14 protein-coding genes and 1 tRNA gene are annotated in these 13,024 nt (G+C 68.6%); 4 read left to right on the top strand and 11 right to left on the bottom strand.

The features are described 5' to 3' along the window. Nucleotides 1-30: 30 nt before the first annotated feature. Complete coding sequence (locus QN163_00865) at nucleotides 31-402, top strand: ACT domain-containing protein (protein MDR5682569.1); 372 nt, start codon at nucleotides 31-33, stop codon at nucleotides 400-402. A gap of 30 nt (nucleotides 403-432) precedes the next feature. Here QN163_00865 and QN163_00860 read toward each other — a convergent pair whose 3' ends face one another. From QN163_00860 to QN163_00845, 4 genes are all read right to left on the bottom strand, one after another. Further along, on the bottom strand, nucleotides 433-1,257 hold the full coding sequence (locus QN163_00860; GenBank protein MDR5682568.1) for a QueT transporter family protein: 825 nt from the start codon (nucleotides 1,255-1,257) through the stop codon (nucleotides 433-435). 57 nt (nucleotides 1,258-1,314) lie between these two features. After that, nucleotides 1,315-2,094, bottom strand: coding sequence for an energy-coupling factor transporter transmembrane component T (locus QN163_00855; protein MDR5682567.1), 780 nt, complete (start codon nucleotides 2,092-2,094; stop codon nucleotides 1,315-1,317). 13 nt (nucleotides 2,095-2,107) lie between these two features. After that, the gene (locus QN163_00850) at nucleotides 2,108-3,823 is read right to left on the bottom strand and encodes an energy-coupling factor transporter ATPase (protein MDR5682566.1); all 1,716 of its coding nucleotides are present in this window, start codon (nucleotides 3,821-3,823) and stop codon (nucleotides 2,108-2,110) included. 76 nt (nucleotides 3,824-3,899) lie between these two features. After that, a complete protein-coding gene (locus QN163_00845) occupies nucleotides 3,900-4,100 on the bottom strand; it encodes a hypothetical protein (GenBank protein ID MDR5682565.1) in 201 nt (66 codons plus the stop codon). A gap of 148 nt (nucleotides 4,101-4,248) precedes the next feature. Here QN163_00845 and QN163_00840 point away from each other — a divergent pair, with 148 nt between their 5' ends. Then, nucleotides 4,249-4,557, top strand: coding sequence for a cupin domain-containing protein (locus QN163_00840; protein ID MDR5682564.1), 309 nt, complete (start codon nucleotides 4,249-4,251; stop codon nucleotides 4,555-4,557). Between the two features lie 35 nt (nucleotides 4,558-4,592). Here the strand turns inward: QN163_00840 and QN163_00835 are convergent, their stop codons facing one another. Beyond that, on the bottom strand, nucleotides 4,593-5,348 hold the full coding sequence (locus QN163_00835; protein MDR5682563.1) for a thermonuclease family protein: 756 nt from the start codon (nucleotides 5,346-5,348) through the stop codon (nucleotides 4,593-4,595). Nucleotides 5,349-5,412: 64 nt separating this feature from the next. After that, nucleotides 5,413-6,633: a S8 family peptidase gene (locus tag QN163_00830; protein MDR5682562.1), complete on the bottom strand. Its 1,221-nt coding sequence runs from the start codon at nucleotides 6,631-6,633 to the stop codon at nucleotides 5,413-5,415. Between the two features lie 217 nt (nucleotides 6,634-6,850). Here QN163_00830 and QN163_00825 point away from each other — a divergent pair, with 217 nt between their 5' ends. Together QN163_00825 and QN163_00820 are read left to right on the top strand one after the other, a co-directional pair. After that, entirely contained in the window at nucleotides 6,851-7,498 is a 648-nt protein-coding gene (locus QN163_00825; protein ID MDR5682561.1) for a class II aldolase/adducin family protein, read from the top strand. 79 nt (nucleotides 7,499-7,577) lie between these two features. Next, nucleotides 7,578-7,672 (top strand) — tRNA-Ser (locus tag QN163_00820). Between the two features lie 7 nt (nucleotides 7,673-7,679). On the opposite strand, the gene QN163_00815 is transcribed toward QN163_00820, so the two are convergent. The 5 genes from QN163_00815 to QN163_00795 are packed head-to-tail and all read right to left on the bottom strand — an operon-like array spanning nucleotide 7,680 to nucleotide 13,021. Further along, the gene (locus QN163_00815) at nucleotides 7,680-8,759 is read right to left on the bottom strand and encodes a calcium/sodium antiporter (protein ID MDR5682560.1); all 1,080 of its coding nucleotides are present in this window, start codon (nucleotides 8,757-8,759) and stop codon (nucleotides 7,680-7,682) included. Between the two features lie 16 nt (nucleotides 8,760-8,775). After that, the gene (locus QN163_00810) at nucleotides 8,776-9,546 is read right to left on the bottom strand and encodes an amino acid ABC transporter ATP-binding protein (GenBank protein MDR5682559.1); all 771 of its coding nucleotides are present in this window, start codon (nucleotides 9,544-9,546) and stop codon (nucleotides 8,776-8,778) included. Further along, a complete protein-coding gene (locus QN163_00805) occupies nucleotides 9,546-10,769 on the bottom strand; it encodes an amino acid ABC transporter permease (GenBank protein MDR5682558.1) in 1,224 nt (407 codons plus the stop codon). Before QN163_00805 ends, QN163_00810 begins: the two co-directional genes overlap by 1 nt. Next, complete coding sequence (locus QN163_00800) at nucleotides 10,766-11,944, bottom strand: ABC transporter permease subunit (GenBank protein MDR5682557.1); 1,179 nt, start codon at nucleotides 11,942-11,944, stop codon at nucleotides 10,766-10,768. Before QN163_00800 ends, QN163_00805 begins: the two co-directional genes overlap by 4 nt. A 24-nt stretch (nucleotides 11,945-11,968) precedes the next feature. Beyond that, nucleotides 11,969-13,021 (bottom strand): amino acid ABC transporter substrate-binding protein, encoded by a 1,053-nt coding sequence (locus QN163_00795; protein ID MDR5682556.1) that lies wholly within the window; start codon nucleotides 13,019-13,021, stop codon nucleotides 11,969-11,971. Nucleotides 13,022-13,024 lie beyond the last annotated feature (3 nt).

Raw genomic sequence — 13,024 nt, 5'->3', positions numbered from 1 at the left:
TTCACCAGATGACACCCAGGAGGGACAGCGATGGCGAAGGACCTCACCGTCGTGCTGGAAGACCGGCCGGGCACGCTCGCGGCCCTGGGCGAGACGCTGGGCAGAGCCGGCATCAACATCGAGGGCATATGCGGGTTCACAGCGGCGGGCAAGGGGATCCTCCACGTGCTGGTCGATGATGCCGCCGCCGCCCGCGCCGCCCTGGAGGACGTGGGCATCGAGGTGCGCGGGGAGCGCGACGTGCTGGTGCTCGAGGCTGAGGACCGGCCGGGCGCTCTGGGACAGATCGCGCGCAAGATCGCCGCTGCCGGCGCGAACGTCGACGTCGTCTACCTGGCGACAGCCAACCGTATCGTCATCGGCGCCGACGACCTCGACAGGGTCCGCGCGGCCGTCTCCTGAGCGCGGGACCGACCGGCGGTCGTCAGCATCTCAGCTGCGCGCGTACAGTTCCGGGCGGGGGCGGCAGGTCAGCAGCGCCAGCGCGAGCGCCGCCATGAACGGGGTCACACCCCAGACCACGCTGGCCGCCCCACCGCGGCCGAACTGTCCGAACCCCGGCATGCCGAACGCGCCTCCCAGGCCCGCTGCGACAACCATGCCGACCAACCATCCGCCGACGGCGCCGATGACCATCAACGCGGTCCCCAACCCGGCCGGCCCGGCGCCGATGTCCGCGGAAGCCATGATGTCGGTCCACAGCAGCCCCATGCGCCGCACGCGGTCGTACAGCAGCCGCAGCAGGAACGGCCCGACGACAGCCGGCAACAACGAGTTGTTGATCGCGATGATGGTCCCCAGCACCGTGAATGGGAAAATCCCCAGCACTTCCAGACCCCAGGCGATGATCCCAGCGCACGCGAGGGCCGACAGCACCACCAGCACGACGAACTCCAGCACCTGGCGGCCGTCGCGCATCGCGGGAGGCCCGCCCGCGCTCAGCGGGCCCAAGCGTCCCCACAGGACGTAGGGAAGGGCGCCGAGGAAAAAGTTGCCGACGAAGCCGAACAGGCTGCCCAGACCGAAGGTGCCGAAGAAGTCGGCGATCAGATTCCCAAACGCGCTACCCCAGGCGGCGGCTGGGCCGAACAGAAGCGAGGCGACGGGCGGAACGACCTGCGCCACACGGATCTCGGTGAACCCCGGAACGAGTGGGATCGCCTTGAACGGAATTAGCACCGCGGCGTAGATGGCCGCCGTGAGCACCGCGAGGACGATCATCCTGGTGCTCTTCCACATCGTCACCAGTTCGCGCACGCTCCTCCCCCCTTCCGAAACCGGCATCGACATCCCCAATACGGCGCCGGCGGTCGGTTACCTGTACAGGCCGGGCAGGCGGCCATACCCGCCAGCGGCGATCCACACCGACGCGGCGGCCGCTGCCGCGGCCAGCCCCACCGCCAGCCAGTCTGCGCCGTGCATGCGCAGCTGCAACAGGTACGTCCGCTTGGGCTGAGCGCCGAACCCCTTGGCCTCCAGCGCCATCGCCATCTGGTGGGCCGACCGCAGCGCGGCGGCGAACACCGGCACCATCATGGGCAGGTAGTTGCGCATCCGCCGCACCGGCCCGCCCCGTTCGACGTCCAGCCCGCGCGCCCTCTGCGCCTCGATGATCGTCGCGCCGGCGCCCACGAACGTCGGCACCATGCGCAGCGCCGCGGAGAACGCGAACGCCATCCGGTACGGGACGCCCATGCGGATCAATCCCGCCGCGATCTCCTCGTTGCGTGTCGTCGCCAGCCAAACCACGCTGGCGGTGATCGTCGCCGACAGCTTGAGTCCCGTCGACAGCCCGAACAGCACCGACTCCAGCGCCACGAAGCCCACCAGAGGGGTTGCGCCGCGCGACAGCAGCGTCCACACGAGGACCGAAAAGCCCGTGATGACGACGAGCAGCGCCCGCACGCGGCGCAGGGACGACCAGGCCCCGGCGACCGCGATGCCGAGCAGGGCCAGCGCCTGCAAGGCGGCCGGCAGCGCCGGGTGCTCGGCCGAGACGGCCAGCAGGATCACCGCGATCACCGAAAGGAGTTTCGGGCGGGGATCCAGCCGGTGCAGCACCGAGTCGCCGTCGACGTACAAGTACAGCTTCATGGTGTCGCCCGCCTCACGCTTCGTCCGCACCGGTCGGCGCTTTTCGCGTCAGCACCTCGGCCACTTCCCGGCGGTCCAGCAGCGTACCCCCCAATCGGTTTGCAATCCGCACCATCTGGGGCGGGCGAAGCCGCGCGGCGGCGAGGTCGCCTTCCCTTGCGAAGACCTCGCGGGCCGTCCCGTCCATCCACACCTGCCCGTCCTTCATGACGACGACCCGGTGCGCGTACTCGGCGGCAACCCACATGCTGTGCGTGACGCAGACAATGGTATGTCCCCGCTCGTTGAGCCGGCGTACGAGCTCCATCATGTTCCGTTGCTCACGGTCGTCCAGCCCCGTCGTCGGCTCGTCCAGAACGATCACCTGAGGGCGCGTCGCCAGCACCGACGCCACCGCAACGCGCTGCCGCTCCCCCTTGGTCAGCACGAACGGATCGTCGCCCTCCCGCCCGGTCATTCCGACCGCCGCGAGCGCCTCGGCCACGCGAGCATGCACCTCCTCGGGTGCGAGCCCGTGGTTGCGGGGGCCGAACGCGACCTCATCGAACACGGTTTCCGCAAAGATCTGGTGGTCGGGATTCTGGAACACGTACCCGACGACACGGCCCAGGCGGCTGACGCTCTGTCTGCGTGTCGACTGGCCGCCCACCCGCACCTCGCCGGCCGTCGGCTGGAGCAGCCCGTTGAAGTGCTTGACGAGCGTGGTCTTGCCCGATCCGTTCTGGCCCAGCACGGCCACGAACTCGCCCCGCCGGATCACCAGGTCCACCCCGCGCAGGGCTTCCACCCCGCCCTCGTAGCGGTGCACCAGACCCTCGACGACCAGCACGGGATCGCCGTAACGTGCCGACCGGGCGGCGTCGCGCCGACGCAGAGCCTCCAGCACCCCGAGCGGGATGCGACGGCCGAGCCTACGCAGCCGCGCGGTTGCCTCGTCCTCGTCCAGGATTGGTTCTTCGCCCAGCAGAGCCAACAGGTGGGCCGCACCCGGGGGCCGCACACCGACCTTTTCAAGCCAGTGGCTTCGCACGAGGACTTCCGAGGGTGGACCTTGCGCGACGATCCGCCCGCCGTCGAGCACGACGACTCGGTCGGCAGCGGTGACCTCCTCGGTTTCGTGCTCGACGACGAGAAGCGTGGTGGCTTCACGGCGGAGACGGCGACCGACCTCGAACACTGACTCCTTGCCGAGCGGATCCAGGTCGGTGGTCGGCTCGTCCATCACGAGGATTCCTGGCTGCAACGCGAGCACCGAGGCAATCGCCAGGCGTTGTTTTTCGCCGCCCGACAGCGTCGCCGGTTCGCGGCGCTCGAACCCCGTAAGTCCTACCGTCTGCAGCGCGTGGGCGACGCGGCGGCGAATCTCGTCGGGGGGCACGGCGAAGTTCTCCGGACCGAAAGCAACTTCGAGTTCCACGCTCGTGCTGAACAGCTGCGCCTCGAAGTCCTGGAAAACCAGCCCGACATCGCGCGCCAGCTGGCTCACCGTACGATCCCGCGTCGGGGCGCCAAACACTTCCACGCGTCCCGACAGAGTACCCCGGACAAAGTGGGGAATCAGGCCGTTGGCGCAAAGGCACAAAGTCGACTTGCCGGCACCGCTCGGCCCGACCACGGCCACCATTTCGCCACGGTGGACGGCGAGGTCGACCCCGTCGAGGGCAGGAGACGCCGCGTCGCGGTAGGTGAATCCCACGCCGCTCAACCGCAGCGCCGGGGTGCTGGCCATGTCGCCCGGGCCCTAGGGAGAGGGACGTCGCGGCGGTGGGGACGGGGGATTGGGGCGGTCGTCCGCCGATCGCAGGTCACTTCGACCGGACGAGTTCGTCGATCGAACGGCCCAGCAGCAGCCGGCCGAGTTTGCGGTGACCGATCTTGAGGTAGTGCTTGCGCCAGACCGCGACGACCTCGTCCTTGGTCTGGGCCGCACCCAGTTCTGCCTTGACGGCGCTCAGGTAGGACCGCTCTTCCTCAGGACTGGCGAAGACGCCCTCTCGCGCGGCCATCGTCTCCTCCGATCGGACCCCCACGTGGGGACGTTCGATCTCACGGCTGCGGTTCGACAGGCGGCCGCCGGTCTCCTATGCTGAAGCTGGCCGGAGGGGACACGCACCCGTGGTGCGAGGGGGCGTCGTCCCGGGGGGAAGGCAGACGATGAAGCATGTGGACACCCAGCCGATGGCCGGTTTCTTCGAGGTCGTGGCCGGCACGCACAGGTCGCAGGCGGCCACGATGGTGCTAGAACCCGGGGAGTCCACCGGAGGGCCGGACAACGTCCACCCCGACTCCGACCAGTGGCTCTACGTCGTCTCCGGTGAGGGGCAAGCCGTCGTGAGAGGGAAAACGGTGCGGTTGCGGCCCGGTTCGCTGCTCCTCATCGAAGCCGGCGAGCCGCACGAGATCCGCAACACCGGCACGCGGTCGCTGCACACGGTCAACGTCTACGCGCCGCCCGCCTACTGACGACCGGATCCGCGCACCGCCCTCCTCACCGTGGGTCAGTTGCCCGCCGCGAAGCAGCTCTGGTCATAGTTCCCGTCCGCGTCCTTGGGGCACTTCGTGTAACCGGCGGCGTGTGCGTCGTTCTCACTCCAGAAAAAGATTCGGTTGTTCACGTGGACCTTGCCCCAGTCCGCCGGATCCACGTACTTCTTCGTGAAGTAGTCCCCGACCGGCTTGGACAGCGTGCAGTTGTTGATCCGGCACCGGTAGACAAAGGGCAGCTCGGTCAGGGGATGGCTCGGATCCCAGATGTTCCGGCTGTTCTGTTGCGCCTCGATCTGAGCCTGCCGGTAGTCTTCGAAGTAGGCCTGGTTCGGCCAGATCACGTAGGTGACCGCGTGCCCCATGCGCAGCTGCTCCCGGTTGGTGTTCAGCGCGTCCTTTTCGCGCCGCACGTGGCCGAGGATCCGCCCATAGGCGTCCTTCGCTTCCACGTCTGTCTCAATAGTGATCTTCGTCCGCTGGGGCAGCAGCTGGCGCAGGTGATCGCGCGAGCGGGTCGCCCACGGTTCCTGCGTGTCGCCGTCCATCTCAGGGGCGTCGATGTTCAGAAAGCGTACGGACTTCGACCCGCTGATCGCCGGATAGAACTGCAGCGTGTCGCCGTCGTTCACGTACTCGACCGACCGACCTGTGTAGGTGGTCCCCGCGACGGCCGCGCGGTCGGAGGGGACGACCCCCGACGCGGCGCAGCCGGCCACGAGCACCGCCGCGATCAGGGTGCTCAGGACTCGGATCGACAAACGCGCCATCTCGATGCCACACTCCTTTCGGCGGTGTCGCGGTGGATCGTGCTGCCTTCCCGCCCCGGTGTTCTCATCGGTTCAGCGTCCGTGTCGTGCTGTCGGCCATCTCGCAGGTGCCGTCTCCCTTGAACGCCTTGGCGTTCACGAACAGCAGGGGTTCGGGCAGGCCGTCCGGGTCGCCCGCAAAGCCGCAGTCGTGGGTCTGCGGGATACCGGCGTCGACGATGGCCTTGCGGATGGACTCGACCCCGCGGCGGTCCCGCGCCGGTGGGCGGCGGTTCGCGGCGAGGTACAGCGCCACCGCGCCGGTCACGTGCGGGGTGGCCATCGAAGTCCCAGACAGCGTCGCGTATCCGCCACGCACGTAGGTCGACAGGATGCACACCCCCGGCGCTGCGATGTCCACCGGTGGGCCGAAGTTGCTGAAGTTGGCGAAGGTGTCGTCCTCGTCGCTGCGGCACGTGGGGGCAGCACCGCCCCCGGCCTTGCCGTTGAAGTCGGCGATGGCCGACACCGTGAAACTCTCCGGGTAGGCCGCCGGCGTGACGTTCGTCGCGTCGGCGGACTCGTTGCCCGCGGCCACCACCACGACGATCCCGGCGTCGACGGCCGCGCAAACCGCAGTGTGAAACGGATCGCCCTGCGTCAGGCCGCAGTTGTCGTCCGACGAACCGCCGCCGCCGAGGCTCATGTTGATCGCCGCGAAATCGACCCGGCCGTTTCTCTTCTGCTCGATCGTCCAGTCGATCCCGGCGATGATGTCGCTCAGCAGGCAGATCAGCCCTTTGCAGACCTTGACGCCCCACACCGGAGCCCCCGGGGCGACGCCCACGACGCCAAAGCCGTTGTCGATGGCGGCGGCTGTTCCGGCGACGTGGGTGCCGTGGCCGTCGCGGTCCTGCCAGTCGTCGCGCCGCATGGTGGTCGCGTTGTAGCCCCCGGCGATGTTCAGGTCGGGATGCCCACGATCGAGCCCGGTGTCCAGGATCGCAAGGTGAACGTTTACTCCGTTGCGCTTCTGGCTGATCGCCGCGGTGGGATTGCGGTCGGCCTCCACGCGGTCGATCCCGGTCGGCAGTTGTTGCTGGAAGGTCCGCAGCAGGCGGTCGGGCGCGACGAACCGCACCCGAGGGTCGGCGGCGAAGGCGTCGTGGTTCACACCCGCCGGCGGCAGCAGGGCGGCGCCCGGAAAGACCGAGGCGTAGACATGCACCAACTGGGCCCCGGTGCGCGCCGCTAGGTCGCGTCCCGCTGCGCCGGGTGCTGTGCCGGGCCGGAACACGACGATCACCCGGCCCGCCTCCCCCTGCGCAGGGCCGGCAACCCGCCCGTCAAGGAGGCCTGTGCCCCTTCCGCAACCCGACAGCGCCACAGACGCGACGACCAGGAAGAGCCATCTGCGTCGCATATCGATATCACCCCCCGATGGACTGTTGCGCGCCGGCGCGCCCTTTTCCTGCTGCGGAACGCAGCAGGGGTGCCGGCGGGGTCGCGCGAATGGCTGTCGCGTGCGACTGGAGCATCTGCGCACGCGGGTCGTGGCCGCGGCCAGGAGCATGGCGGCTTACGGCCTCGTGGCTGGTACTGCCGGCAACGTCAGCGGCCGGGATCCGGGAACCGGCCTGGTCGCGATCACACCCAGTGGTCTGCCCTACAACACCCTGGAGGCCACAGACATCGTGCTGATGGACTTGCAGGGCAACGTGGCCGAGGGAGACCGCCGCCCGTCCACGGAGTTTCGGATGCACCTGGCGATCTACGGGTCGTCGGCCGAAGTCGGCGGGGTCATCCACACCCACTCCCCCTACGCGACCGCGTACGCGGTGGCGCGAAAGCCCATTCGGGTCGCCATGGCCGAAGGGGCGGCAGTGCTGGGAGCGGCCGTCCCCGTCGCACCGTACGCGACCACCGGCACGGCGCAACTCGGCGAGGTTGTCGCGCGGGAACTGCGGGCGGCCCGGGCGGTGCTGCTGGCCAACCACGGCCTGGTGGCTGTGGCCGAAACCGTCGAGGAAGCACTGTTCCGGGCGCGGATCGTGGAAGAAGTGGCACGCGTCCAGCTGTACGCGGAGGTCCTGGGCGGCGCCGTGCCGCTGGCGTCCCACGAAATCCAGAAGGTGCGGGAAGCGTACGAGCGCGGCTACGGGCAGCATTAGCCCGGCGGACCGACGCCGCCGCTCACCGTCCGGATTTCACGGGCGACCGTCCTTCCTGTACACTGTCTTCTGCCAGGCCGGAGGGGTGCGGGAGTTCGGCTGATCCGGCACGCCTGGAGAGCGTGTAGGCGGGCAAAACCTGCCTCGTGGGTTCAAATCCCACCCCCTCCGCCAGCGGGCCTCACCGCTGGTTCCTCCTCACGTGGCGCACCCCCACCACGACGAGCGTGATCACGGTGATCGGCAGGACGAACGCGGTCATGACCGCACTGAACACCGGCAGCGCGTCGTGCTCCGCGGCCTCCAGGACCACGTACAGCGCGTAGGCCACGTAGTATCCGAAGAACAGACCGCCTTCCCAGCGGTCGATCCTGTGTCCGCGCGCGAAGATCGGCAGGCAGGCCACCGCCACCGCCACCATCACCGGCATGTCGAACCGCAGCGCGCCCTCGGGGATCGCGAGCCCGGCCGGTGCGACCAGGGCGGTCGCCCCCGCTACGGAGAGGACGTTGAAGATGTTGCTGCCGACCAGGTTGCCCACCGCGATGTCGCGCTCTTTGCGCAGCGCCGCCACGATCGACGTCGCCACTTCCGGCAGCGAAGTGCCCGCGGCGACGATCGTCAGACCGATCACCAGCTCGCTCACGCCTACGGAGCGGGCGATCGCCACCGCTCCGTCCACCAGCCACCGAGACCCCACCGTCAGGAGGGCCAGACCGGCCGCGCACAGCAGCCCGTTGCGCAACCACGTCGCAGGCACCGCCGGTGGAGGATGTCCAAATTCCTTCTCGTACTCCTCGCGGACGTGTTCGCTCTCGCGCCGGCTGGCACGGATCTGGAAGGCGGTGTAGGCGACCACGCCGGCGACCAGCACCGCGCCCTCCCACCGCCCCACGACGCCGTCGAGCCCCATCACGAACAGGACGACGGAGACACCGATCATGACGGGGACGTCCAGCCACACCAGCTGCTGGTCCACCCTCAGCGGCGTGATCAGAGCCGACAGCCCGAGGATGAACAGGATGTTGAAGATGTTGCTGCCGACGATGTTGCCCACCGACAGTCCGGCCTTACCGGTCAAGGCCGCCTGCAGGCTGATGGCGAGTTCCGGCGCGCTGGTGCCATAGGCGACGACCGTCAGACCGATCACCAGCGGCGAAACACCCACAGCGCCGGCCAAGCGGGACGCACCCCGCACGAGCGCTTCGGCTCCCGCCACCAGCGCGACCAGACCGGCGACGAACAGGGCTGCCGTCGTCATCCCGTCCGGCACGCGCCTACAGGATCTGGGAGAGGAACAGTTTCGTGCGTTCTTGCTTGGGGTCGGCGAAGAACGCCTGGGGGGGCGCCTCCTCGACCACGACGCCGGCGTCGAAAAAGATGACGCGGTCGGCCACCTCTCGGGCGAATCCGACTTCGTGCGTCACGACGATCATCGTCATGCCCGAGTGCGCCAGCTCCCGCATCACGTCGAGGACTTCCTTGATCATCTCCGGATCCAGCGCTGAGGTGGGCTCGTCGAACATCATGATCTTGGGCTCCATCGCCAGCGCCCGCGCGATCGCGACGCGCTGCTGCTGTCCCCCCGACAGCTGCGCCGGATGCTTGTGGGCCTGCTCGCGGATGCCCACACGCTCGAGCAGCTCCCACGCCTTTGCCTCCGCTTTCCGGCGCGGCCAACGGCGCACCCACATCGGCGCCAGCGTGATGTTCTGCAGCGCCGTGAGGTGCGGGAACAGGTTGAACGACTGGAACACCATCCCCACCTCGCTGCGGATGGCTTCGATGTTGCGCATGTCGTGCGTGACCTCGATGCCGTCGACGACGATGCGGCCACCCTGGTAGTCCTCCAGCGCGTTGATCGTCCGCAGCAGCGTCGACTTGCCGGACCCCGAGGGGCCCATGATCACCACCTTCTCCCCCGGCCACACCGCCAAGTCCACGCCCCGCAACACGTGGAAGCTGCCGAACCACTTTTGCACGCCCTCCATCACCACGATGGGATCATCCGTCGGCCTGCCGCCAGGTCTGGCCTGTCGGACCTCCATCAGCGCTCCCCCACGCCCAGCGCCTTCTCCAGGCGCCGGCTCCCGTAGGACATCACATAGGTGAACAGGAAGTACAGGGCCGCCACAAAGACATACACTTCCACGTACCGCCCCAGAAAGCGCGGCTGCGCGAGGATGGATCGGGCCACACCCAGCAGATCGACCAGCCCGACGATCGCGACCAGCGAGGTGTCCTTGAACAGTGCGATGAACTGACCGACGATCGCCGGGATCACGGTGCGCAGCGCCTGCGGCAGCACCACCAGTCCGAGCACCAGCGGCCCGCGCAGCCCCAGGGCCTGCGCCGCCTCGATCTGCCCTCGCGGGATCGCCGCCAGCCCCCCGCGCACGTTCTCCGCCAGGTAGGCGGCGCTGAACAGCACGAGCCCGGCCATCGCCCGCAGCACGCGGTCGGGCCGCATCCCCTCGGGCAGGAACAGGGGCAGCATCACCTGTGCCATGAACAGCACGGTGATCAGCGGCACGCCACGGACCAACTCGATGTAGGCGATGCTGACCAGGCGCATCGCCGGCATCTGGCTACGGCGGCCGAGGGCGAGCAGAACACCCAACGGAAACGAGGCCACGATCCCCACCACGGCGAGCAGGACCGTCAGCAGCAGCCCGTTCCACAAGTTCGTCCCGACCGGTGGCAGCAGGGCGCTGCCCGGCACACCGCGCAGCAGCAGGATCGAAACGCCAAACCAGCCTAGCCAGGCCACAAGCAGCCAGCGCCCGATCCGGGGCGCGCGCGCACCGATCCAAAAACCGACACCGACCAGCGTGCCGGTCGCCACCAGCCACAACCGGGTCTCCGGACGTAGGGGCACAGCGGCCAGTGCGAACGTCGCCGCGGCGACCGCGATCGCCGCCGTGCGGCTGGCGCGTCCCCACACCGCCCACGACATCCCCGACAGCAGGCCGGTCAGGGCCACCGGGAGCCAGACGCGCCAGATGTGAGCCTGCGGGAACCCTCCCACGAAGAACAGGCGGAAATTCACCTGCACGACGGTCCACTCCGCCGAGTACAGCGCCCACCCGACGACCGCGCGGCCGGCGGCGTAGGTCGCCCACAGGGCGGCCAGCGTCAACAACGCGTTGTACCACGTGCTGAACAGGTTCTGCCGCGCCCACGCGACGGCCGCCCCGGCAGGCTCCGAAAGGCGCCGCGCCGGCGCCGCTGCCGCTGCGACCATCTCTGCCTGCCCGACCGTACGCCTCATCGCTCCACCAGCTGCACGAACCGGTTGTAGAGGTTCATGAGCAACGACGTCAGGAGGCTGATCGTCAGGTACGTCGCCATGATCAGCGTGACGACTTCAACAGAGCGACCGGTCTGGTTGAAGGTCGTCTGGCCCACGAAGAAGGCGTCCGGATAGCCGATCGCCACCGCGAGGCTGGAGTTCTTCGTGAGGTTGAGGTACTGGCTGGTCAGCGGCGGCACGATGACGCGCAATGCCTGCGGGAAGACCACCAGGCGCAGCACCAGGGCGGGCCGCAGGCCGACCGCCCGGGCTGCCTCCACCTGACCGCGGGGCACCGATTGGATCCCGGCGCGCACGACCTCCCCGATGAACGCCGAGGTGTAGACCACCAGCCCGATCAGCAGGCCGCTGAATTCCGGGCTCAGCCGGAGTCCGCCGCGCAGCGCGACGCCCTCCACGTAGGGCGCGTCGACCACGATCGGAGCACCGGGCGCGAGCAGCCAGCTCAACCCGGCGATCGACGCGAAGGCCCCGAGCCCCGCCAGCGCGGGGCTGCCCCCGCCGCCGGTCTCCAGCCGGACCGACAGCCGCCATCGGTACACCGCCGCGCCGGCAACCAGCGCGACCAAGAAAGCCACAATCCAGGCATCGAACGACGGGCCACGGGCCAGCCACGGAACGGCCAACCCGCGGTTGCTCAGGTAGACGGGGCCCGGCCACACCACCGCGTCCTCGATGCGCGGCAACCGAATCAGGACCGCGAAGTACCAGAAGAACAACTGCAGCAACAGGGGCGTGTTGCGCAGCAGTTCCACGTAGACCGCAGCGAACTGCCGGATCAGCCAGTTGCTCGACAGCCGTGCGATCCCCACCGAACACCCCAGCACCGTCGCCAGCACGATGCCGGCTCCCGCCACGCGCAGCGTGTTGGTCAGGCCGACGAGATAGGCGCGGAAGTAGGTGTCGGCGGGGCGGTAGGGAATGATCCCCTCGCCGATGTCGAACGCCGCCGGCTGGCGCAGGAATCCAAACCCTAGCGCCAGCCCGATGCGGCGCAGATTGGCCTGCAAATTCTCGTAGACCAAGTACAGGAGCGCGGCCACCGCTAGCAAAAACAGCACCTGGCCGGCGATCGTCCAAAACCGGGTGTCCCGCCAGAACGCCGGTACCCGCCGCACAGAGATCACGCGCACCCCTCTCGCTCGGCCATCCGGCGTTCAGCGGAACGGCGGCGAGTACAGCAGCCCGCCTTCTGTCCACAACCGGTTCAAGCCCCGCGGGAGGTTGAACGGCGTGTTCGGTCCCAAGTTGCGGTCGTAGATCTCCGCATAGTTGCCGACATGTTTGATGATCCGCACCGCGAAGTCGTTCGCCACACCCATGCCCTGCCCGAGATCGCCTTCGACCCCCAGGAACCTCCGGATGTCGGGATCCTGGCTCTCCCGTGCGATCCGCTCGACGTTCTGGGACGTGATGCCGAACTCTTCGGCCTGGAACGTCGCGAAGGTCACCCACTTCACGACGTTGAACCAGCGGACATCGCCCTGCACGACGACCGGTCCCAGCGGCTCCTTAGACATCACGACGTCGAGAATCACGTGGTCGGCCGGGTTGCGCATCACCGTCCGTCGCGAGACCAGACCCGAGATGTCCGTCGTCACGCCGTCGCAGCGCCCTTCCTCGTAAGCGGCGAACGTCGGGTCGGGTTCATCAAACACCACCGGCTGGTAGTTGACGTTGCGCTTGCGCATCTGGTCGGCGAGGTTGAGCTCGGTGGTCGTGCCCGTCTGCACGCACACGCTGCGGCCCTGGAAGTCTTCCAGGCGCCGGATCCCACTGGCGCGGCGCACCATCATCCCCTGACCGTCGTAGAACGTGGTGGGGCCGAAGGTCATGCCCACGGTGGTGTCGCGGGACATCGTCCACGTGGTGTTGCGGAACAAGACGTCCGCTTCACCGGTCTGCAGCGCAGTGAACCGCTCGGCGGGCGTCAGCGGCCGGTACTCTACCGCGTTCGGATCGTCGAACAGGGCCGCCGCCAGTGCCCGGCAGAAATCCACATCGAACCCGGAATAGTTGCCGGCCTCATCCAGAAAGCCCCAGCCGGGCAGCGCTCGGTTCACTCCGCAGATCAGCCTGCCGCGTTGCAGGACGGTGTCGAGCCGGCTGGCGGCCGGCTGCTGTTCTTGCGCTCGCTGCGGAGCACACGCGGCAGCCAGCAGCGCCAAGGCGACCGCCAACGGAGCGAACGACCGAACACGCACGTTCATGAT

This window comes from Armatimonadota bacterium, from assembly GCA_031432545.1.
GTDB lineage: Bacteria > Sysuimicrobiota > Sysuimicrobiia > Sysuimicrobiales > Sysuimicrobiaceae > Caldifonticola > Caldifonticola tengchongensis.
Note: the sequence above shows the minus strand (reverse complement) of the source record. Positions and strands in the feature narration are given on the sequence as shown.